General features: G+C 52.8%; 19 protein-coding genes and 1 riboswitch. Of the genes, 8 read left to right on the top strand and 11 right to left on the bottom strand.

Going from position 1 to position 21,294, the window contains the following annotated elements; all coding sequences use genetic code 11:
- Positions 1-94: 94 nt before the first annotated feature.
- Positions 95-1,000, bottom strand: a complete 906-nt coding sequence (locus NST37_RS23865; protein ID WP_003388602.1) for a LysR family transcriptional regulator — start codon at positions 998-1,000, stop codon at positions 95-97.
- Between the two features lie 207 nt (positions 1,001-1,207).
- On the opposite strand from NST37_RS23865, the gene NST37_RS23870 reads away from it, so the two are divergent.
- Positions 1,208-2,275, top strand: coding sequence for a putative sulfate exporter family transporter (locus NST37_RS23870; protein ID WP_039071561.1), 1,068 nt, complete (start codon positions 1,208-1,210; stop codon positions 2,273-2,275).
- A gap of 127 nt (positions 2,276-2,402) precedes the next feature.
- On the opposite strand, the gene NST37_RS23875 is transcribed toward NST37_RS23870, so the two are convergent.
- Positions 2,403-2,735 carry a PepSY domain-containing protein gene (locus tag NST37_RS23875; RefSeq protein WP_024984494.1) on the bottom strand — a complete coding sequence of 111 codons (333 nt, stop codon included), beginning with the start codon at positions 2,733-2,735 and terminating at the stop codon, positions 2,403-2,405.
- Positions 2,736-2,832: 97 nt separating this feature from the next.
- Positions 2,833-3,879: a Gfo/Idh/MocA family oxidoreductase gene (locus NST37_RS23880; RefSeq protein WP_024984495.1), complete on the bottom strand. Its 1,047-nt coding sequence runs from the start codon at positions 3,877-3,879 to the stop codon at positions 2,833-2,835.
- Positions 3,880-3,990: 111 nt separating this feature from the next.
- Between NST37_RS23880 and NST37_RS23885 the strand changes: the two genes are divergently transcribed.
- Positions 3,991-4,689 (top strand): ABC transporter ATP-binding protein, encoded by a 699-nt coding sequence (locus tag NST37_RS23885; protein WP_003388609.1) that lies wholly within the window; start codon positions 3,991-3,993, stop codon positions 4,687-4,689.
- Between the two features lie 6 nt (positions 4,690-4,695).
- Positions 4,696-5,922 carry an ABC transporter permease gene (locus tag NST37_RS23890; protein ID WP_031932524.1) on the top strand — a complete coding sequence of 409 codons (1,227 nt, stop codon included), beginning with the start codon at positions 4,696-4,698 and terminating at the stop codon, positions 5,920-5,922.
- Here NST37_RS23890 and NST37_RS23895 read toward each other — a convergent pair.
- Complete coding sequence (locus NST37_RS23895) at positions 5,894-6,799, bottom strand: LysR family transcriptional regulator (RefSeq protein ID WP_003388614.1); 906 nt, start codon at positions 6,797-6,799, stop codon at positions 5,894-5,896. The genes NST37_RS23890 and NST37_RS23895 overlap by 29 nt on opposite strands.
- A 189-nt stretch (positions 6,800-6,988) precedes the next feature.
- On the opposite strand from NST37_RS23895, the gene NST37_RS23900 reads away from it, so the two are divergent.
- On the top strand, positions 6,989-8,266 hold the full coding sequence (locus NST37_RS23900; protein WP_031932523.1) for a Glu/Leu/Phe/Val dehydrogenase: 1,278 nt from the start codon (positions 6,989-6,991) through the stop codon (positions 8,264-8,266).
- A gap of 104 nt (positions 8,267-8,370) precedes the next feature.
- Here NST37_RS23900 and NST37_RS23905 read toward each other — a convergent pair whose 3' ends face one another.
- The 4 genes from NST37_RS23905 to NST37_RS23920 all read right to left on the bottom strand — a co-directional run bounded on the left by NST37_RS23905 (position 8,371) and on the right by NST37_RS23920 (position 13,378).
- Positions 8,371-9,816, bottom strand: a complete 1,446-nt coding sequence (locus NST37_RS23905) for a DEAD/DEAH box helicase (RefSeq protein ID WP_338059233.1) — start codon at positions 9,814-9,816, stop codon at positions 8,371-8,373.
- A 174-nt stretch (positions 9,817-9,990) separates the two neighbouring features.
- Entirely contained in the window at positions 9,991-10,191 is a 201-nt protein-coding gene (cspD, locus tag NST37_RS23910; protein WP_171505950.1) for a cold-shock protein CspD, read from the bottom strand.
- Between the two features lie 203 nt (positions 10,192-10,394).
- Positions 10,395-11,264, bottom strand: a complete 870-nt coding sequence (locus NST37_RS23915; protein ID WP_339185948.1) for a transporter substrate-binding domain-containing protein — start codon at positions 11,262-11,264, stop codon at positions 10,395-10,397.
- Between the two features lie 140 nt (positions 11,265-11,404).
- Positions 11,405-13,378 carry a methyl-accepting chemotaxis protein gene (locus NST37_RS23920; RefSeq protein ID WP_003388623.1) on the bottom strand — a complete coding sequence of 658 codons (1,974 nt, stop codon included), beginning with the start codon at positions 13,376-13,378 and terminating at the stop codon, positions 11,405-11,407.
- 99 nt (positions 13,379-13,477) lie between these two features.
- Positions 13,478-13,570: riboswitch (cyclic di-GMP riboswitch) on the bottom strand.
- A 211-nt stretch (positions 13,571-13,781) separates the two neighbouring features.
- Between NST37_RS23920 and NST37_RS23925 the strand changes: the two genes are divergently transcribed.
- From NST37_RS23925 to NST37_RS23940, 4 genes are all read left to right on the top strand, one after another.
- On the top strand, positions 13,782-14,216 hold the full coding sequence (locus NST37_RS23925; protein WP_003388625.1) for a hypothetical protein: 435 nt from the start codon (positions 13,782-13,784) through the stop codon (positions 14,214-14,216).
- A complete protein-coding gene (locus NST37_RS23930; RefSeq protein ID WP_003388627.1) occupies positions 14,204-14,500 on the top strand; it encodes a YxcD family protein in 297 nt (98 codons plus the stop codon). The genes NST37_RS23925 and NST37_RS23930 overlap by 13 nt, the downstream gene beginning before the upstream one ends.
- Before the next feature lie 288 nt (positions 14,501-14,788).
- On the top strand, positions 14,789-15,481 hold the full coding sequence (locus tag NST37_RS23935) for a response regulator transcription factor (RefSeq protein ID WP_122957994.1): 693 nt from the start codon (positions 14,789-14,791) through the stop codon (positions 15,479-15,481).
- The gene (locus NST37_RS23940) at positions 15,459-17,639 is read left to right on the top strand and encodes a sensor histidine kinase (RefSeq protein WP_339185949.1); all 2,181 of its coding nucleotides are present in this window, start codon (positions 15,459-15,461) and stop codon (positions 17,637-17,639) included. The genes NST37_RS23935 and NST37_RS23940 overlap by 23 nt, the downstream gene beginning before the upstream one ends.
- A gap of 255 nt (positions 17,640-17,894) precedes the next feature.
- Here NST37_RS23940 and NST37_RS23945 read toward each other — a convergent pair whose 3' ends face one another.
- Genes NST37_RS23945 through proV form a run of 3 tightly spaced genes read right to left on the bottom strand, consistent with a single transcriptional unit; the run spans position 17,895 to position 21,086 of the window.
- Positions 17,895-18,833: a glycine betaine ABC transporter substrate-binding protein gene (locus NST37_RS23945; protein ID WP_003388631.1), complete on the bottom strand. Its 939-nt coding sequence runs from the start codon at positions 18,831-18,833 to the stop codon at positions 17,895-17,897.
- An 11-nt stretch (positions 18,834-18,844) separates the two neighbouring features.
- Positions 18,845-19,684 carry a proline/glycine betaine ABC transporter permease gene (locus tag NST37_RS23950; protein ID WP_024984499.1) on the bottom strand — a complete coding sequence of 280 codons (840 nt, stop codon included), beginning with the start codon at positions 19,682-19,684 and terminating at the stop codon, positions 18,845-18,847.
- A gap of 1 nt (position 19,685) precedes the next feature.
- Positions 19,686-21,086, bottom strand: coding sequence for a glycine betaine/L-proline ABC transporter ATP-binding protein ProV (proV, locus tag NST37_RS23955; RefSeq protein WP_031932519.1), 1,401 nt, complete (start codon positions 21,084-21,086; stop codon positions 19,686-19,688).
- Positions 21,087-21,294 lie beyond the last annotated feature (208 nt).

The following is a 21,294-nucleotide window of genomic DNA, read 5'->3' on the forward strand; positions in this document are numbered from 1 at the left end:
ACGGCTTTACAGACCGTTTGCCTTTTCAGAGAGCAGCGGTCTTTTTTTGCCCCAAAATAACGCCTTACTCAAACCGCAGGAGAAGGAACACTGATCACTTCCGCTCCAGAGAATCGGGGAGCACATCATTTTTCCGCAGCAAATCGAGAAAAATATCGAGTGCTTTCGTCCGAAACGGATTCGCTTGCGTCACCAGGGAAAATTTCCGCATGATCGGCGTTTCAGATAGCTTTACGGTGCTCAGCGACCCCAAGGTAAGCTCTTTGCGAATCGCCCAGGAGGAAAGCAAGCTGACGCCCATTCCCGCCTCTACCGATTCCTTGATGATCTGCGTGCTGCCAAATTCCATCAGGTTTGCCGGAGACAGACCGAGTCTGGCAAACATTTTTTCGGCGGCTTCCCTCGTCCCTGAGCCCTCTTCCCGCACGATCCACGTTTCTTCCTCCAGCTCCTCTACCGTCACCTTTACTTTTTTGGCCAGCCTGTGGCTGGACGAGACGATGATCTGCATTTCGTCGTCGGCAAACGGCTCAATGCTCAGCTTTTCATGCCGGCACTCTCCTTCCACGATGCCCGCATCGAGCTGTCGTCCGGCGATGAGCTCGACAATCTCTTTTGTATTGTGGATCGTGATCGTCGGCTTGATTTTGGGGTACCGGTCGCGCAGGCGGGCAACCACGTGGGGAAGCACATACTCGCCAAACGTATAGCTCGCACCGATGATCAAATTGCCGCTTGGCGTATTCATCAGATCGTCCACCAGATCGCGCATGCGCGTGTGAAGTCCGAGAATCTCCTTGGCATGGTGATACACGATCTCTCCCGCTTTGTTCAGGCGTACATATTTGTTGCTTCGCTCCAGCAAGCGAGTGCCGAATTCGCGTTCCAGCGCTTGAATATGCTGGCTGACTGCAGGCTGTGTCATGTGAAGCTGCTCGGCCGCGCGGGAAAAGCTTTCTTTTTCCGCCACTGTTACAAAAACAAGCAACTGCTGATCCATTCTGCCCCCCACCCGTTTTCGTGTGTCTTGGCCCCATTATACTATTTTGCTTATCATCATTATCATAATGATTTATTTTTCTTATTCACCGGTTTGCCGTATGCTGGAGTTGGTTGTAAAACAGTTCGGAGGAAGCCTCTCTTTTGGAGAGTGCGGCACGAGGGTCATTGTCTTTTCCTTCTGCAAAAAAGTAACGGAGATGATGCAATGTCTACTCAATTGAAAAACAGCATGCCCACGGATGACGAAGCCGCTTTGGCAAAAGGCAGGCCCGGCGCGGCAAAAAAAGCGCCGGCAGCCTGGCTGTGGCTGGCGGGGGTGGGGTTTACCTTTATCGTGGCCCTGCTCGGATACGGCCTTGCACAGGTTCCCGGCTTTGACCGCGTGGGCCAACTGGCATGTGCGATCCTGATTGCGGTGGCTTACCGCCAAATCTGGGGATACCCCGAAGCGATCCGGCCCGGTATTCAATTTTCCGCCAAACGGCTGCTGCGTCTCGCCATCATTTTGTACGGCCTGAAGCTGAATATCGATGTCGTTATGTCGGATGGCTTGGGGTTGCTCGTATACGATGCGGGCGTTATCGCATTTTCCATCTTCCTCACCCTGCTGATCGCCAAATGGCTGAAAGCGGACACCTCGTTGTCGCTCATGCTCGGAGTGGGTACCGGTGTGTGCGGAGCGGCAGCCATTGCAGCGGTGTCCCCCATCATCAAGGCTAAGGACGAGGATACGGCGATCGGTGTAGGAATTATCGCACTCGTCGGTACCATTTTCGCTATCACCTACACCATCCTGAGGCCGATTCTGCCTTTGTCGCCAATCGAATACGGCACCTGGTCAGGGGTCAGCCTGCATGAAATCGCACACGTCGCACTCGCAGCGGCTCCAGCCGGACAGGACGGTCTGGCGATCGGGCTTTTGGCGAAGTTGGGCCGCGTTCTCCTGCTTGTTCCGCTCTGTTTCATCCTCATGTACTGGATGAAGCGGACAGGCAAAGCAGATGGAAACGCCAAGATCGAGTTTCCCTGGTTCCTGATTGGCTTTATCGCCATGAGTATCTTTGGCAGCTATGTACTGGGCAAGCAGATTCCCGTTTCCGACGGTTTCAGCAGCGGAATCGCCAGCCTCACTACTTTTGTTTTGACGATGGCCATGGTCGGCCTCGGCCTCAATGTCAACCTGCGCGATCTGCGGACCAAAGCATCCCGCCCGCTCATCGCCATGGCGATTACGTCCGTTTTGCTTTCCGTGTTGACGTTTGTACTCGTGTAGATGTGGATGTCGCCTAAAGGAGCATGGTGACTTGATGGCAATCAGCGGGCACGTCCTGGCGCAGCTTTAGAGCAAAAACGGAAAAGACGGCTTGCTGCGAACCCCTCGCCTAAGCCGTCTTTTTCGATCACACGTCTTCTCTTTCGACCTTGCGCACTTTCCCTGTCACCGCATCGATTTCCACTTCATACGGCTGATTTTGCTCGTTGATCACGATGACCTCATAGACGGGCACGCCATCTTCCGTTTCCAGCTCTACATGGACGACTCGTCCCTTTACCTGCTGCAATGCGATTGTCTTGGCCTGCTCTACGGTGATAAGCTGCCGCGCCGGAGACAGGTTGGCAGGCTGGTCCACACGACCGGAGTCATTCGCCGCGAAAGCTGGTTGGCCTGCCAAAGCAATCATGCAGCACAACCCCAACACGCCCAACATCCTTCTGGTCGTCGTCTTCTTCATGTTTCCTACCCCCTTTCCACGGCTTGTTACGCACATAGTTTGTCTCCGGCCCGCGCCTTTATTCCTCCAAATCCCTTTTCTTGCTTATCGTCCCAAATCACCGCATCCAGTCTATCCGCTGCACCTCCCCCGTCTCCAGCGACCGCTGGATCGCCGTCATGACCCGGAGAACCTGAACACTCTCCTCGGGAGTGACAACCTGGGGTCTTTCCCCGGTTTTGACACAGTCCACGAAGTACTGCAGCTGATTGACAAAGGGGTCACCCGGCTCGATTGCAACAGGCTGTCTGCTCCCCTCGCCATACCAGAAAAAATGGCTCTGTTTTTTCCCGGAAGCTCTGTCAGACGTATAGGAAAAGTCGAGCGTTCCCACTGGTCCATTCACCCTCATCGCGACGGAAAACGGGAAGTCCTTCCCCATCAGGTGCGAGCCTTCGACGACTGCCTTGCTTCCGCTTGCAAACACGAGATTGGTCACCACGTGATTCCAGGCTCCATTTTCGCTTTGCTTGCCGACAGCGTATACCGAAGCGACCGGCCCCAGCAGGTGGATCAAAAAGTCGATATCGTGCAGATGCAGGTCAAATAAAGCCCCGCCGCTCTTCGCCGGGTCCTGAAACCACGAACTCCAGTCAGGCGGCTGCGAAAGCCGCTGGGCATAGATCATCTCTGGCCGACCGAGCCGCCCCGTATCGATCCACTGCTTGATCGCGACGTACTCCGGCCAAAAGCGCAATACCTGCGCGACCATAAAGAGTACATTTGCCTGCCGGACCTCCTCCAGCATCCGTTCAGCCGCAGCGGGCGTGAGAGCGATCGGCTTTTCACACAGGACATGCTTGCCGGCCCGGGCAGCCTGTACGACATGCTGTTCATGCAAATCCGTAGGCAGGCAAATGTCGATGATGTCGATCTCCTCCTGCTCCAGCATAGCCTCCAGAGCAGGATAATAACGGCAGGCGTATTCTTCAGCCATCTGCTCCCCTCTTTCCCGATTGCGCCCCGCGATTGCCACCACCCGGGCGCTCCTGACTTGCCGGTAGGCGTTCAAATGCGTCTGGCCGATATTTCCGGCTCCGACCAGTCCTATCTTTACGATTCTGTCTTCCTTGTCCGAAATCTGTTCGGATTCAGAGGCTTCCATATGCAATCCCCTCCTTCTTTTGGCATTCTGCTTGTCCCCCGCATTCGTGATATGATAAAGAGGGCCTTATCCGTATATTGGAAAAAAGCACGGCCTTTGAGGTGAAACCAAATGCTTACATTGGAGAGAGTCACAGGGGGCTACTCGACGGGAAAGCCCGCCATTCACGATATTTCCTTTTCCGTCCAATCCGGTGAAATCGTCGGACTGATCGGCTTGAACGGAGCAGGGAAAAGCACCATTTTGAAGCACGTCCTCGGGTTTTTGCAGCCGTCTTCCGGGACGATCGCCTTCTCCACAGATCAGCCGCTGCTCGCCTATGTACCGGAAATGCCGGAATTGTACGAAGAGCTGACTCTGTGGGAGCATCTGCAGTTCATGGCTAAAGCGTACGGGCTAGAGGAACAGCAGTTTCAGGAACGGGCCAAACGGCTGCTGGAGCTATTCAGACTGGACAAAAGGGCGCATCATTTTCCCGGCTCCTTTTCCAAAGGCATGCGGCAAAAGGTGATGATCCTCTGCGCCTTTCTCGTAAAGCCGGATGTCCTTGTCGTGGATGAGCCGTTCGTCGGCCTGGACCCGCTTGCAACCGAGACACTGCTGAACCAGCTTACAGAAATCAAGCAGGAAGGGACGGCGATCTTGCTGTCGACACATGTGCTGAGCCTTGCGGAGACGTATGTGGACCGCTTCGTCATCGTCCACGGCGGGAATATGTCGCTTCACGGCACGCTTGAGCAGATGCGCCAGCAGGCGGGGCTGCCGGATGCTACGCTTGAACAGTTGTTTTTGGCTGCGGTGCGGGGGTGATGTGCCATGGCGTTTGATCCACTCTACGCGACAAGGCTGCAGGCCGCCTGGCAAACAGGGCAGAGGTACGCCAAGAGAGCAGTAGCCGGAAGCAACTCGCTCGGCCTGGTGGTGCTTTATTTTCTGGCCGCTTTCCTGTACATGAGGGTTGCCGAGTCCCTGACCGGCACCTTCTGGACCCAGTTGGCCGCCTGCCTGTTGACCGCTGTGTTTGTGGCTCCGGCCTCCGTTCGCACTTTTTTGCGAAAAGCCGATCTGGCCATGCTGGCGCCTTCTCCTTACCCTATGAAACACTATTTGCGGTCCGCGTTTGTCTACAGTCTGCTGGTGCAAGCTGCCGGCATGCTGCTTTTGGCCGTGATCGTCTATCCGGTGTATAAAAGGACAGCCTTGTCTCCGGGCTCATGGGCGCTGCTCGCCGGCAGCCTCATCCTGCTGAAAATGTGGTGCAGCGACCTGTACTGGCGGCACGTGCGACTGGAGCGCGATTCTTTTCTGCTCCTTGTCGCCAGATGGGGGATTGCCGCCCTGTTTCTGTACGGCTTCTGGACAAGCAATAGGGTGTACGCGGCCGCTGCGCTTGTGCTCATGGTGATCCTGACCGCCATGGCGATGAGCAAGGCCGCTCGATACCACCTGCCGTGGCTTTTCCTGATCGAAAAGGAAAACAAGCGTATCGACCTGTACTACACCATCCTGAATATGTTTATCGATGTCCCCCACAAGCGGAAAAAGGTGCGCCCCAGAACGTGGGCCATCCGCCTTTTTGATCGGTTGACCGGAGACAAGGGCGATGCGTATCTCTATGTGCTCGTCCGCCACGTCATTCGGACCGGAGAGACATTTGCGATTTATCTGCGTTTGGCATTCTTGACGCTCGCCCTGATCGCATGGGCAAAAGCGCCTCTTTTGCTGTACGCGCTTTGCCTGCTTGGCCTCGCTGCTGCCGGAAAACAGGTAACACAGCATATCCGCACCATCGTGCATCCTCCGTCCATCCGGCTTTTGCCGATCGCATCGGAAGAGCGGAAGCGGGCAGCTTTCCGGCTTTGCCTGGCCATGCTCGGGCTGATGACCGCCGGAATGACCGTCGTTATTTTGAGCAAGACGGCGCCGCTTTTGGACAAGCTCGCGCTGATTGCGATCTGCTGGATATGGACGTATTTGCTGACGGCGTATTTTTTCCGTCGCAAGAAAACGGCGGCTAACTATCAAATCCCTCTAAAACGCTGAAGAACTGCTTGAGAAAGTCACAGAACAATTTCTCCGTGGGCGGCAGCTCCCGGTCAGCCGGGATAATGACGCCCACGGTGCGGGTAACGGTCGGCTCCGTCACCGGGATCATGACGGTGCTGCGGGGCCGATTGTCTGTCAGCGTGATTTCAGGCAGCAGCGTGACCCCCAGTCCGGCCGCCACCAGCCCTTTGATCGCGTCAATGTCCTCCCCTTCAAACGAGATGGTCGGCCGAAAGCCGAGCTGACCGCACGCCTGTACGACCAGCTCTCGCAAAATGAACCCCTCCGGGAACAAGACGAACCCTTCCTCGCGAAGCTGACTGAGCTGCAGCCTAGCCTCCCCTGCCAATCGATGGTGGGAAGGAAGCAGCGCCACGATCTTCTCCAAAAACAGCGTATGGCCAATCACCTGCTTTTCATCCTTGGGAACCGGTCCAAGGAGAGCCAGATCGATTTCTCCCTTGATCACCGCATCGATCAATTGCCGGTACGATCCCTGGCGCAGGTGAAACTGCACATGCGGATGCTGTTCGCGAAAAGCGGAAATGACGGTGGGCAATGTGTAGGCCGCCAAGCTGCTGGGAAATCCGATGCGGATCGTCCCGCGCTCCGGGTCCAAAAATTCCTCGATCTCCCGTTTGGCTTTGTCAATCACCTTCATCGCCTGCTCCATATGCTCCAGAAACACTTTTCCGATCGGGGTCAGCCGTACGTTGCGTCCATCGCGGATAAACAGATTGACGCCCAATTCTGCCTCCAGATTGACGATCTGCCTGCTGACCGCCGATTGCGCGATATGGAGGGCATGGGAGGCTTCCGTCACATGCTCCCGTTTGGCTACCTCGATAAAGTACTGAATCTGCCTCAGCTCCACAGTTCTCCCCCCTCTATTTATATTCATCTCATTTCGGCATTAATCTCATCTATATTCTATATTGTTTCGATTAATCCTTACAGATAAAATACTTTTGTATTCCGTTCAACAATTTTTGGAATTTTTTCGACTACTATTACTGCTCTATTTAAAATTGTTTAAAAATAAAGAAAAAAGAGGGAGAGAACTATGGCGATTTTCCAGGAGGTTCAACAATCGGTGGGAGAAGTCCTCAATCCGTATGAAATTGTGCAGACCCAGATTGAAACTGCAGCATCCCTGCTCGGGTTGGAGCGCGGCGTGGTAGAAATACTGAAAAAACCGAAGCGGGTGTTGTACGTTTCTTTCCCGGTCAAGCTTGACGACGGCAGTATCCGCGTGTTCGAAGGCTTTCGCTCCCAACACAACGATGCGATCGGACCGACAAAAGGGGGCATCCGCTTTCACCCGGATGTGACCTTGGATGAGGTAAAGGCGCTGTCGATGTGGATGACGTTCAAATGCGGCGTCGTCAGCCTGCCGTACGGCGGCGGCAAAGGCGGGGTTATTTGCGATCCCCACGAGTTCAGCAAAGCGGAAATCGAACGAATCAGCCGTGGCTTTATGGAAGCGATCGCGGACATCGTCGGTCCGGAAAAAGACATTCCAGCCCCGGACGTTTACACGAACCCGCAAATTATGGGTTGGATGATGGACACGTACAGCCGCATCAAAGGTTCTTACAGCCCCGGCGTCATTACCGGGAAGCCCCTGATCATCGGCGGTTCGAAAGGACGCAGCGAGGCGACCGCACGCGGTTGTGTGTACACCATCGAAGAAGCGATGAAGGATATGGGCAAATCGCTGCAAGGAGCGACTGTCGCCATCCAGGGCTTTGGCAATGCAGGGCGCATCGCAGCTGACCTGCTGTCCGGGCTCGGCTGCAAGATCGTGGCTGTCAGCGACTCCAAAGGCGCTCTCTACGACCCGGCCGGGCTGGATTTGTCCCAAGTGGAAAAATTGAAGGATTCGTCCACCATTTTGGATTACGACGCCCGTTTCCACCTCCAGCAGCCAGGGGAGCTGTTAGAGCTCGATGTAGACATTTTGGTCCCCGCTGCACTGGAAAACGTGATCACATTGAAAAATGCCCATAAAGTAAAAGCCCGCATCATCGCCGAAGCGGCCAACGGCCCGACTACGCCCGAAGCAGACAAAGTGCTGCACCAAAACGGCGTCTTGGTCATCCCCGACATTCTCGCCAATGCAGGCGGCGTGACCGTCTCGTACTTTGAGTGGGTGCAAAACCTGATGAATTACTATTGGAGCGAAGCCGAAGTAAACCAGAAGCTGCGCGACGTCATGACCCAGTCTTACTGGGCCGTTCGTTCAATCGCGCAGGAGTACAAAACGGATTTCCGCACAGCCGCTTACATGATCTCTCTCAAACGCATCGCAGAAGCGATGAGAGCAAGAGGCTGGGTGTAGAGCTCCTGCACATCCCGGATAAAATAATCAAAGCCGCCCGGCATCAGCGCTTGGCGGCTCTTTTTGTGGCCTAGATCCGGCGCAGAGGTTGCTCTGGCGCTGCTCTAGTCTCTATTGCGGTCACGGTCGCGATCCCGATCCCAGTCTCTTCTGTTTCTGTTGTGTTGGGCCGGTCTTCCTTTTCCATGCCCCGCTCGCGAGAAGCCGCCTCCGCCTCCACCGCTCCGCTTGGCTCCGGTACGCGGGCCTCTGCCTCTGGACTGATCCATCGTTTTTCTCTTGCCTACTCGCAGAGGAGCTTCCTCTGTCAAACGGACAGGAGTGGTGTCCGGTTCCTTGGTAAGCAGCTTCAACGCAGCTGCGACCAGCGTTACGGAATCGACCTCATCCAACAGCTGCTCAGCCAACGACTTGTACATGCTCAGCTCATCGCTGCCTGTCGTCTCCATCAGTTTGTCCACTGTCAGACGCTGTTGTCCCTCGATCGCTTCTGCAAGCGTCGGAACAGGCTTTCTTTCCATCTTGCGGTTGGTAGCCTTCTCGATATAACGCAGGTGGTCGGTTTCTCTCGGAGTGACCAGCGTAATCGCCAAGCCTGTTTTACCCGCACGCCCGGTTCTGCCGATGCGGTGGACATAGCTCTCTGAATCCTGCGGAATGTCAAAGTTGTACACGTGAGTAACACCGCTGATATCCAATCCGCGAGCGGCCACATCAGTAGCGACCAGCACTTCGATCGTGCCTTCCTTGAATTTGCGCAGCACGCTGTCGCGTTTTGCCTGATTCAAGTCTCCGTGGATACCTTCCGCACCGTATCCGCGCTTGTTCAGAGCCTCTGCCAGCTCGTCTACGCGGCGTTTGGTCCGTCCGAAGATAATCGCCAGCTCAGGTGAATGGATGTCCAGGAGACGGCACAGAACATCAAATTTCTGCTTCTCCGGCACTTCCATATACTGCTGCTGGATATTGGGAACGGTCAGTTCCTTCGCCTTGATCGAGATGGTAACAGGGTTTTTCATGAAATTGCGGGCAATTTCCTGGATCGGGCGCGGCATCGTCGCCGAGAACAGCAAGGTTTGCCGCTCTTCCGGCATCTCTTGCAGAATCGCCTTGATGTCGTCGACAAAGCCCATGTTGAGCATTTCATCCGCTTCATCCAGTACGACCATTTCCACACCGTGCAGACGAATCGTCTTGCGGTTCATATGGTCCATGAACCGGCCCGGAGTCGCAACGATAATTTCAGGGCGCTTTTTCAATGCCCTGATCTGGCGCTGGATATCCTGTCCGCCGTAGATCGGCAGAGCAGTCACTTTTTTGTGCTGGGCAATCTTGTTCAGTTCTTCGGCTACCTGAACAGCCAGTTCCCGGGTGGGAGTGAGGACAACCGCCTGGATCTGTTCCTTTTCGCTATCCACTCTTTCCACGAGCGGGATGCCGAAAGCAGCGGTTTTCCCTGTGCCGGTTTGTGCCTGCCCGATTAAATCCTGTCCCTGCAGGACGGTGGGGATCGTCTCCTCCTGAATCGGTGTCGCCTCTTCAAACCCCATGTCACTAAGGGCGCGGGCTACCAGATGATGGAGCCCAAAATCATAAAATGTTGCCAATGCGCGTCAATCTCCTTTGCTTAAATCTAAATGTCCTACCACTTAAAATGACCGAAAAAGAGGGCTGTATTCCTGTTGATGGAATAAGCCCTCTTTTCGCGTCTATATCAGAAGGATTTACAGTTTGTTTACGTTTGCAGCTTGTGGACCGCGATTGCCTTCCACGATGTCAAATTCAACATTTTGTCCTTCTTCCAGGCTTTTGAAACCATTTCCTTGGATCGCGGAGAAGTGAACGAATACGTCGTCACCATCTTCACGCTCAATGAAACCAAAGCCCTTTTCAGCATTAAACCATTTTACTTTTCCGATCACGATTGTGGCCTCCTCATGTAAACAATTGATAAAAAGCAAGAAAACCTCAAAACCGTTTCCGCTTGAAACCTCATGAGAGGCCGCAAAATCGTTCCCGGGTATTCATGTCTTTTTAACATAGATAATATCATACCATCATTTTCGTCAATTAGCAAACATCGCTGCGTGCCTACACGCAGCGATATTTCCACTATAGCAATATTTGGCTATTGGAGCCACTTTTTGTACAGCTCATCAAATTTGCCTTGCAGCTTCATTTCATCCATCCATACATCCAGATAGCTGGCAAAGATAAAATCTCCGCGGTGGATCATGTACGCTTTTTCGCTTTTGGTGAAAGGATTGGAAGTCAAAGCCGCATACAAGCGCGGGTCTGCCTTTTGGTAAACCATGGCTTCCAGCGTGTCCGTAATCATCACATCATAAGTGCCGTTGGCTACGAGGCCCGGAATGTCGAGGTTGTTTTCCACTACTGTCACCTTCGCGTTTGTCAGGTGCTCGCGAACAAATTTTTCGTTGGTTCCGCCTGGATTCACGCCAATGCGGACAGTCGGCTTGTTGATGTCTTCAACGGTTTTGTACTTGTCTTTATCCTCTTTGCGGATCAGCGGAGCCTTTCCGAATTGGATGTAGCCTTCGCTCATGTGGGCCTTTTTCTGTCTTTCGGTATTGCGGGTAACGCCGCCAACAGCGATATCGAATTTGTCAGCCAAAAGGTCATCCATCAATGTCGGCCAGGAGGTTTGGACGAAGCGGGCTTCTACGCCCAGACTTTTCGCAAACTCTTTCATGGCGTCGATATCGTAACCTTCAAACTCGCCAGTCTTCGGATTCAAATATGTGAAAGGTTTGTAGTCACCCGGTGTGCCGATGAGGATGTACCCCCGCTTAATGATCGCATCGAGGCGGGACTCAAACTTTTTATTTTCCTGTTTCAGATCGGTATTTTTCGCGTATACAGCATTTTGATTGGCCGCCGCGACAGAGCTCATCGCCGAAGCATTGCCGACTGTGCCTGTCGCAAGCAAAGCAGCGGCTACAGTACTTGCCATCATGAGTTTTTTCCAGTTTTTCATCTTCTTCTCCTCCAGATCCAATGCTTTTGTCTTTGTTTCTGCCTCAACACTTTCCAGATGTTTCCTGCTATCTCCCAGAGGCATCCCCCCTTTCGCAGGAGGCTTTTCCTACTGATATCCAAAATGGCCACAGCGTATGGCTACAGCGTAAATTTCCCAAGCCTCTTCTGCATTTCATCCACCACATCTTGCAGCTTGCCGACGGATTCGGCAATATCTTCAATCGTACGCAGTTGTTGATGTGTCGCTTCCGCCACATTTTTTGCATCCTCGGATGCATGGTTGGCGATGGCGTGCATTTCTGCCACCGATGCGCTTACCTCTTCCGAACCGGCCGACATTTCTTCCGAAGCGGCGGAGACTTCGAGGATGTGGTCTGCTACATTGCGCGATGCGCTCATGATGCGATCAAAAATGGCTCGCACTTCCTCGATCAGCTCAACACCGTCTTTCACGTTTTTATTCCCGGCATCCATCGCCTCGACTGCTTCCGCGGTATCCTGCTGGATTTCCTGGATCAGCTGAGCGATTTTCGCCGCCGATTCTTCAGACTGATGCGCCAGACTCTTCACTTCACCCGCTACAACCGCGAAGCCGCGGCCATGCTCGCCTGCCCGTGCCGCTTCAATCGATGCGTTCAAGGCGAGGAGATTGATCTGTGAGGTCAGCCCGCTGATCGTGTCAAGAATGCTTTCGATTTCCTGGGACCGCGCATGCAGTTTTTCGATGGCTGTCGACACCTTGGCAGTGCCCTCTCCGATACTCGTCATTTGCTGCACGGCGTGATCTACCACCGTAGCGCCCTGCTCAGCCTGTTTGGCCGCCTCCTGCGCAGATTCCGATACCCGCGAGGATGTCTCCGCAATCTTCACGATGCCGACGGCCATATCATTCATCGAAAGCGCGACTTCCTGCGCACTGCCAGCCTGCGCTGCGGCGCCGTCAGCAATTTGTTGAACAGAGCTGCTGATCCGGTTTACTGCCTGGGTCGCTTGATCTATCCCGGCAGATACTTCCTTGGTAAAGGAGAGCACCTCATCCGAAGACAGGGAGACACCCTGGATCAAGTCCTTCAAATGATTCACCGTTTGGTTGAAATCGCGGGACAACACGGCGATCTCGTCTTTTCCTTGCACGGTCACGCTATTGGTCAAGTCGCCCTTCGCCACCACCTGCACCACCTGGTTCAGACGCTGAATAGGCCGGACCATGCTGACTGCCACGGCATAAACGACGGCGATAGCGAGAACGATAGCGACACCGGAGATGATCAACAGCTTCACCATCAATTCAGCGATAGGGGCATGCAGCTCTTCAGATGGAGCGGCAATAAATACCCCCCAGTGTTGGTCAGTAGACGCGTAGGATGCGAACATTTCCTTGCCATCCGCCTCGTACTGAACCGTTCCCTCTCCGCCGCTTTGGATCGCTTGGAAAGCCTCCTGCAGCTGCGGAATATCGGTAGTAGCCAGAGACTCCTTCAGGATCAACTCTTCATTTGGATTCCAGACATAGGTTCCTTTTTGACTGACGAGGAAAGCGTAGCCTGTCTGCCCAAAGGTTTCCTCGGAAACGGTTGTCTGAATTTCGTTGATCGGGATGGTAGACCCCATGTACCCGTACTGCTTGTTGTTTTTCATCAGCGGTACGATGATCGTCACGATATTGTTGCCGGTACGCTTGGAGACGACCGGCTCCGAGATGATCACTTTCCCTTCGCCTTTTCCCGCAGCCTGAAAGTGCTCCCTGTCGGAAACCTGTGTCACTTCGCCTTTGAAGTTGATGACACGGTTTCCGGTCAGGTCGTAGGAAAAGAAGAAGGTTTCAAACTCCGGGTGTTGCTTCTGGGCGTCCTGAATCAGCTTCAGGTCCTTTGCCTGATCGTTGTCTTCCGAGATCATTTTGGAAATCGTTTCGAGAATGATAATTTTGCTGTTAAAAAACGTTTCAATCTGTTCAGACAGATTTTTTGCGCTCAGCTCGGCTTCCTTGTCAAGGCTCGTTTCCAGAATACTCGAGGAGCTCCAGTAACTCGCAACAGATACAGAAATCAAACTGATAATTAGCAGGATGCTCATCACCACAATCAGTTTTTGCTTGAGACTGTTTCCCATGGATATGATCCCTCCCTATCCCCCTACACGCGACGACCTGCCTTCTTTTTTGGGCACAAAAAAAAGAAGACTGCCATTCCGACAGCTTCTTTGCTTCGGTCTGGCAACCCGGCTGTCGTAGCCGCATTTTTATGCAGCCTTAGACCCGTGGCTTTGCGTCCCCGCCTTTCAGTGGGTTTGCCTTTTTCAGAATTTTTAATTAGGTTAAAAATACTATAGCAAAATTATAATAACATACTCATAACCTATTGAGCGTAGTAAATGAGGACTATTTTGCGAACAAAAAAATATCATACAATCTGTGACAAATCATCATTTACTATCAATACCGGTTGAATAAGCCGGAAAATAATCATAGACTTATATATAGACGGAAAATAAAAAGGAGATGACTTTTCCTATAATGAAAAAATTACTGATGTTGGTCATTGCGTTTGTCCTTGTACTGGCTCCAACTGGCTTTGTAACCGATCACGCCGATGCCAAAGGCTACAAATCCGGCAAAAAGTCTATCGCTCCTACAAAAACGACGCCGAACAAAGCGGATTCCAATGTAAATGCGACGACGAACAACAACACCACGAATTCCACAACACCGGTAAAAAATACATCTACTGCTGCACCGAGCAAAGGCGGTTTCATGAAAGGCCTGCTCGTCGGCGGTCTGGCAGGATTGCTGTTTGGCAGCCTGTTCAGCGATTTGGGCGTACTCGGCTCCATCCTCGGATTCATGATCAACATCCTCGCGGTCATCGTGTTGATCGCTGTGATCCGGAAGGTTTACTTGCTCTTTAAAAACCAGCGTAAAAAGCAGGAATGGGATACATGGAAACGATAAAAATTCTTGAGCAGGACATTATAAACGCCATTTGCATGCATGTGGCGAGCAAAAAGCAGATTCAGCCGCAAGAGGTTGCCGTCGAGCTGATGTGGGACGAGGACTACGGTTTTTCCGCTGAAGTGTACGCCAACGACCGCAAGCAGATCTTTATCAAAATCAACATTATTGAAGCGATCCGTTATTGGCTGCAGACGTACATGCACCGCGATCCTTATTCGGCCAGACTGGAACTCGTTCTAGACGAAGAAGAAGGCATTATCGCCTATGCGAGCTACGGCTGATAAAAACGCAGCACAATTCTGCACGATCATTGTTTGCCATAAAAAAGCATCATCGGAAAATTGCTGAGCTTTGATCCGAATGCTGAGCTTTGACCCGCAAGCCGGACACTTTACCAGGTGCCCTGTCTTGCGGGTCATTGTTTTCTTTTTCGCCTATCATTTCTTTTCGTAAGAATTTTGTAAGGATTTTCAAAGCCCTTTTGTAAAAAGTACCCGGTATGATAGAAATATCTCCTCGGTTCGGGAAATGAACAGACACAAGAAAGATTCGTAAGGTGGGAAGCTGGCGTGTCCAAGTATAATGTGCTTGTCGTGGACGATGAAGCAGAAATCCGCGACGCGATCGAAATTTATCTCAAGAACGAAAACATCAAGGTATTCAAAGCGGAGAACGGACTTCAAGCTTTGGAAGTGTTAAACAGCGAGGATTTGCACCTCATTATCATGGATATTATGATGCCGCAGATGGACGGGATCAAAGCGACCTTTGCCATCCGGGAAAGCCGAAACATTCCGATCATCATGCTGTCGGCAAAATCGGAGGATACGGACAAAATCCTCGGGCTTAACGTCGGAGCGGACGACTATGTAACGAAGCCGTTTAACCCGATGGAGCTGGTAGCGCGGGTCAAATCGCAGCTGCGGCGCTATACCCATCTGGGGACGTATGTTGCGGGCGAAGACGAAATTCACGTCAGGGGGCTAGTCCTCAACACGACCTCCAAGACGGTTTTTGTCGATGACGAGGAGGTTCGCCTGACCCCTACGGAGTACAAAATCCTCGAGCTGCTGATGAAAAACAAGGGCCGTGTCTTCTCCATTGAAGAAATATACGAGCTGGTCTGGAAGGAACCGTACATGAACGCCGAAAATACGGTGGCTGTACATGTGAGAAGAATCAGGGAAAAGATCGAGATCAACCCGAAGGAACCGAAATATTTAAAGGTGGTATGGGGAATTGGATACAAAATCGAAAAATAAGCTGGGGCTGATTCTGGTTTCCCTGCTGTTCCTGTGTATGACCTCTCTTTCTTTCCTGGCGTCGGCGGACATCGCTTTGCGGACCGATTACCTTCAACAGGACCGCTACTACAAGACAAATGGCTTCCAGGAGGAGCTCAGCCAGTTTATCGACATGGTCAAAAGGCTTCATTTCAACTACCGGGGGTATCCCGACAAAACAGATATGGAGAAGCTCGGAGAAGATCAATACGAGCAGCTCAAGAGCGATTTCGCGAGCAGCTCTGCGGGGCAAATGGAAGAAATCAACCAGCATTACGCTTCACTGATCGCGGAAGCCGAGGCTTCCGGAAAAGCGGCGAATGTCCCCAAGCTGGAACAGGCAAGAGACCAGGAACTGCAAAAGATACGCCAGTCTCAGGAAGAATCGTTCCGGCAAGCGGTGAAGCAAGCCGTTGCCGCAAAGGACCAGGAATACAGGGATCTGGAGGATAGCATCGCTTTGCGGAGCGGGTCATTCCGCTACTACATCGTGAACAAGAACAGGGACGAGGTGTACACCAATGTACCGACCCCTCCTTCGGTGGAAGAACTGAAATCCAACTCTGTCTATTCCATCCGCTTTCCTAACAGCGACAACGAAACGGATAACAGCTTCCGTTGGATCAATCACTTTTTTCAAACCAATCACTGGGAAGGGATCATCTACGTCCCGAAAAATGTGGAAGGATACAGCCTGATCCACTCCAACGCGCAGTATTATGCGGCGATCCGCGAAAGGCTGTTCAAGGAATGCGCCCTGCTCGTCATCACCGCTGTAGCTGCGGTCGGACTGTTCCTGTATTTGCGCAAGCGCGCAGCCGAGCTCTCCTTTGTCGAAGGCTCGCTCTTCTTGCTGCGGCGCATTCCCGTTGACCTGCGAATCTTCGTGCTGTTCTTTGCCGTCTTCTGCGCGGTTGTGCTGGCCATCTCCGTCTCGTTTTTTTCGCTGCCTCTTCGTCCCGAGCAGCTCATTATCCTCGGGCTGGAATCGTTCGCCGCAGCCTACGTTACGCTCTGCTTGATAGAGGCCGCTCGGATGCTACGGGACCGAGAGCTGTGGCAGCGGCAATGGCAGAAAAGCTGGTTTGTCAAATACCGTGAACTGCTCACGGATGTATTGGCCAATCGAAACATCTTGGTCAAGCTCATCCTGATGGTTGGCCTGTCGCTTGCCTTTCCCGTGAGCGCATTGGTCGCTCTCATTTCCCTTGATCGTCGCGAAGAGCTCTTCCTGTTGGTTTCAGGAGCTTACTGCCTGTTTTACCTCACTATCGTGCTTCCGTACATTCTCAGGAGAATCAGCCTGATGAACAAAATCTTCCGCGGTGCCGAAGAGATGGCAGCCGGAAATCTGGACCACCAGATCATCGCGACAGGCAAAGGAAAAGGAAACCTGTCCCGCCTGGCCGACAACCTGAACAATATCAAGCAAGGCTTCAAGGAATCCGTCGAAGGCCAGATAAAAAGCGAACGGCTCAAGTCGGAGCTGATCACCAACGTCTCCCACGACTTGAAAACGCCGCTCACCTCTATCGTCAACTATGTCAATCTCTTAAAAGGGGAAAATCTGAAGCCTGAAGAGGTCGCAAGCTATATCGAGGTGCTGGACAGAAAGACCCAGCGGCTGAAGGTGCTGATCGACGATCTGTTCGAGGCATCCAAGATGGCCAGCGGAGCGGTAGAGCTGCAGGTGGAGAACGTCAACGTGGCTTCGCTTTTGAATCAGGCCCTGGCGGAGTTCAGTGACAAGATCGAGGAGTCCTCGCTCACCTTCCGCGTGCAGGTCGAGCAGCAGCAGATGTTTGCCAAGCTGGATGGCAACAAAACGTGGAGAGTACTGGAAAACCTGATCGTCAATGCGCTGAAGTATTCCATGCCGAATACGCGCGTGTACGTCTCCCTGTCCGAGCAAAACGCAGAAGTCATCCTCACCATGAAAAACGTCTCCGCCTACGAGATCGACTTCGATGCCGAAGAACTGTTCGAGAGGTTCAAACGGGGTGACAAATCACGGCATACCGAAGGCTCCGGCCTCGGTCTGGCGATTGCCAAAAGCATCGTAGAGCTCCAGAGAGGACGTCTCGAGATTGAGATCGACGGAGACTACTTCAAGGTCACGGTCGCGTTTCCGAAGTAACCCGGGTAGGTCGTGTTCCGTGTTCCTTAGCTTCCTCACCTCTGCAGCTTCCAGGTCTATAAATACAAAAAAGTACAGCCCTGCACCCGAATGAATCGGGAACAGGGCTGTCTTTCTTTTAGATACCTTGCTTGCATCTTTGTTTGCTTACTTACTCACTTACTTGCTCACTCTTACTTGCTTACCCGCTAACTTATTTGCTTATCCGCTTCCCTACTTGCTCGCTTACCTAGCCTTTTCTCACCGGATTTGTCCTTACTTCTTCAAATCCTCAATCGAGTCGATGTCCATATAAGCAGGAACGACGAGTCCAACCTTGGTTCCTTCCAGATTCGCGCCCAGGTCTTCGACGTCTTTACCCAGCTTTTCATAGTAATCGGCGTGAGTGGTCGGCAGCCATGCCGCTACCATTCCGTCCACATCGCCATTGGCTACGCCAGCCCACATCGGACCTGCTTCCACCTGGCTCAGCTCGACCTGGTACTTCAGCTTTTGTTCCAGAACGGTCTTGACGACATTCGTGCTGGCAATTTCCGAATCCCACGCTACATACGCCAGGGAAATCTTCTTGCCGTCCGCAGGCTGAATGCCCTCAACCCACTTGTTTACCTTTTCTTCGTTGTTTTTCACCCATTCGGCTGCTGCTTCCTCGGGCTTTTTCCCGTCTGCAATGTCCAGCATCACTTTTTCCATGTCCTCGGTCGTCCAATGGAAATTGTCGAGGAAAGCATACGCGCTTGGCTGATCCTCCTTCAACCCTTTACGCACAACCGTATGGATCTCTTCACCTGCTCCGAACACGCCTTTCGGGTCCTTCAAGTATTTCAGCTCATACTTGGAGAACTTCCAGTGCGGTGTCCAGCCTGTGATGATGATTGGCTTTTTGTCCTTGTACGCCTGTGTCAAAGCGGCGGTCATCGCGGCACCGGAGCCCTCGACCAGCTCCCAATCCTTCAGGTCGTATTCCTCGATGGCTTTTTCTGCCGCTTTCATAATGCCAGCACCCGGATCGATCCCGATGATTTTGTAGTCGACCTGGGCTCCGACACCGCCGGAACCGCCGGTTGAACCTTCTGCGGACTGGCCGCCCTGGCTATCTTTTGGCAGCTCCGCGGATGGCGCTCCCGAGCAGCCTGCCATCAGCAAGCTAATTCCCAATACGGCTGCGATTCCTGTGCTCCATCTCTTTTTCATGAAGACCCCTCCTAGGCGTTTTTCTTTTTCCCCATGCTTTGGGTGATCCTATCCAATAAAATGGCCATGATGACGATTGCCAGACCGGCTTCGAAGCCTGCACCGATCTTGATCTGGGTAACGGCGCGGTACACGTCCGCCCCGAGTCCTTTGGCACCAATCATCGACGCGATCACGACCATGGACAGCGCGAGCATGATGCTTTGGTTGATACCTGCCATAACGGTTGGTCTGGCAAGCGGCATCTGTACTTTCACCAGCTTTTGCCACGCCGTGGAGCCGAATGCATCCGAAGCCTCGATCAGCTCGGCTGGCACTTGTCTGATCCCCAGATTGGTCAGCCGGATCGTCGGCGGCATCGCAAAAATAACGGAGGCGATGACCCCGGGCACTTTGCCCAGACCAAAGAAGAAGATCGCCGGAATCAGGTAGACAAACGCCGGCATCGTTTGCATGAAATCCAGAACAGGCGTCACAACATTGCGGACGCTATCCGTTCGCGCACACCAAATCCCGACAGGAATACCGATAATGACAGAGATAAGACCAGCAGTCATAACCAATGCCAGGGTATCCATGGCGTGCTCCCAATACCCCAGATTTTCGATCAGAAGAAGTCCGATAAACGAGAACAGGGCGATTGGCCATTTTCCTGCACGATAAGCGAGCAGCACCAGGACGATGATCAAAAGCCACGACGGCAACCCCGAAAACAACAGGGCAAACAAATCGACAAGACCGCCGATCACTGTCGTAATCATGTCAAAGACGATGCCCAGATGATCATCCAAAAAATCAACCACATTTTCTATCCAACGGTCTACCGGCAACTTAGGAAAAAGCTCTCCCATCCTACTTCACCTGCCTTTCTTCCGCGAAAGCATGCTCCTCATCCGTTTTCACGTCCGCGGCAGCCTGCTTGTTTTCGCTTTTGTTCACACCGATATTCACACGCGTATTCGCGCTTGCATTCAAGCTTGCAGGATTCATCGCATTCGTCCCTGCATTCTCACCGCTATTCGCACCTTCCATCGCAGCGGCAGTCTGATCGGCATGGGGAGTGCTGCCCACTTCCGGATTTACCTTCCCTGCCAGACCTCCCAACACGCTGCCCTTCACGACAACACCGAGCAGGCGGTTTTGTTCCCCGACTACTGCTACCGGAATGTCTGAAAAAGCGACCAGGTCAAACAGCTCGTGAAGCAATGTCTTTGGCGAGACCGTCGGAATCTCTTTTCGCATCACAGACTCCAACGTCAAGGACTCCTGCTTGGCCGTATTCACCGCATCGGCCGTCACTACGCCAAGCAGCGTTTTTTTGCGGTCCACCACATACAGGCTGGAGACGCCGCTGTCTCTCATAAGCTGCAGGGCGACCCGCGGCCCCTTGTCTAGCGTAATCGTTTGGGCCCGCTTCATCACGTGCTCGGCAGAAAGAACCTTGGAGCGGTCCACGTCTTCCACGAATTTCTCCACGTACTCATTGGCCGGATTGGTCAGAATTTCTTCCGGCGTTCCGATCTGAACGATCGCCCCGTCCTTCATCAGCGCGATCCGGTCCCCGATCTTCAGCGCCTCATCCAGATCGTGCGTAATAAAGATAATCGTCTTTTGCATCGTCGCCTGCAATTCCAGAAGCTCATCCTGCATGTCTTTGCGAATGAGCGGATCAAGCGCACTGAACGCTTCGTCCATCAACAGCACATCCGGATCGTTTGCCAGCGCTCTGGCGAGTCCCACCCGCTGCTGCATCCCGCCGCTCAACTGATCCGGGTAGCTGTCTTCCCAGCCGGCCAGCCCGACAAGCGACAGAGCTTCACGCGCTTTCGGCTCGCGCTCAGATTTTGGAATATTCTGTATTTCCAAACCGAACTCTACGTTCTCCAATACGGTCCGGTGGGGGAAAAGGGCAAACTTTTGAAAGACCATACCCAGTTTTTTTCTTCTGACCTCTTGCAGCTGCTGTTCGTTCATCTGCACGATATCCGCATGGTCAATCAGAACTTTTCCCTCTGTAGGCTCAATCAGCCGGTTCAACAGCCGCACCAGCGTCGACTTCCCGCTCCCGGACAATCCCATAATGACAAAGATTTCGCCCGCCTCTACTTCAAAGCTGGCCTGGTTGACCCCGACGGTCAGACCGGTTTCCTTCAAAATCTCCTGCTTGGTTTTACCCTGCTTTACAAGAGGAAGGGCGCGCTGCGGCTGACGCCCGAATACTTTCGTCAACTGCTCTACCTTGATTTTTGGCATAACGTCACCTCCGAATAAATTGTTCGCACGAATCTGACCCTCTTATTGTATCGGTCGGCCCTTTGTTTCCACAAATTTGGTAAGGGGCCATATTCGAGCGTAATCTTTGTTCAGAAAAAACTTTACGTACTTTTTGTTCCGTATTCTCAGTATATCTAGCATATACGGTAAGATTCGTTTATTTACTTTCGTAAACTTCATTAGTACA

Source organism: Brevibacillus sp. FSL K6-6036 (genome assembly GCF_037964015.1).
GTDB lineage: Bacteria > Bacillota > Bacilli > Brevibacillales > Brevibacillaceae > Brevibacillus > Brevibacillus borstelensis.

Bases quoted from the DNA above. Each gene is read 5' to 3' on its own strand.
- NST37_RS23865 (WP_003388602.1), bottom strand. From the start codon at position 1,000: ATGGATCAGCAGTTGCTTGTTTTTGTAACAGTGGCGGAAAAAGAAAGC.
- NST37_RS23870 (WP_039071561.1), top strand. From the start codon at position 1,208: ATGTCTACTCAATTGAAAAACAGCATGCCCACGGATGACGAAGCCGCT.
- NST37_RS23875 (WP_024984494.1), bottom strand. From the start codon at position 2,735: ATGAAGAAGACGACGACCAGAAGGATGTTGGGCGTGTTGGGGTTGTGC.
- NST37_RS23880 (WP_024984495.1), bottom strand. From the start codon at position 3,879: ATGGAAGCCTCTGAATCCGAACAGATTTCGGACAAGGAAGACAGAATC.
- NST37_RS23885 (WP_003388609.1), top strand. From the start codon at position 3,991: ATGCTTACATTGGAGAGAGTCACAGGGGGCTACTCGACGGGAAAGCCC.
- NST37_RS23890 (WP_031932524.1), top strand. From the start codon at position 4,696: ATGGCGTTTGATCCACTCTACGCGACAAGGCTGCAGGCCGCCTGGCAA.
- NST37_RS23900 (WP_031932523.1), top strand. From the start codon at position 6,989: ATGGCGATTTTCCAGGAGGTTCAACAATCGGTGGGAGAAGTCCTCAAT.
- NST37_RS23905 (WP_338059233.1), bottom strand. From the start codon at position 9,816: ATGGGGTTTGAAGAGGCGACACCGATTCAGGAGGAGACGATCCCCACC.
- NST37_RS23915 (WP_339185948.1), bottom strand. From the start codon at position 11,264: ATGAAAAACTGGAAAAAACTCATGATGGCAAGTACTGTAGCCGCTGCT.
- NST37_RS23920 (WP_003388623.1), bottom strand. From the start codon at position 13,378: ATGGGAAACAGTCTCAAGCAAAAACTGATTGTGGTGATGAGCATCCTG.
- NST37_RS23925 (WP_003388625.1), top strand. From the start codon at position 13,782: ATGAAAAAATTACTGATGTTGGTCATTGCGTTTGTCCTTGTACTGGCT.
- NST37_RS23930 (WP_003388627.1), top strand. From the start codon at position 14,204: ATGGAAACGATAAAAATTCTTGAGCAGGACATTATAAACGCCATTTGC.
- NST37_RS23945 (WP_003388631.1), bottom strand. From the start codon at position 18,833: ATGAAAAAGAGATGGAGCACAGGAATCGCAGCCGTATTGGGAATTAGC.
- NST37_RS23950 (WP_024984499.1), bottom strand. From the start codon at position 19,684: ATGGGAGAGCTTTTTCCTAAGTTGCCGGTAGACCGTTGGATAGAAAAT.
- proV (WP_031932519.1), bottom strand. From the start codon at position 21,086: ATGCCAAAAATCAAGGTAGAGCAGTTGACGAAAGTATTCGGGCGTCAG.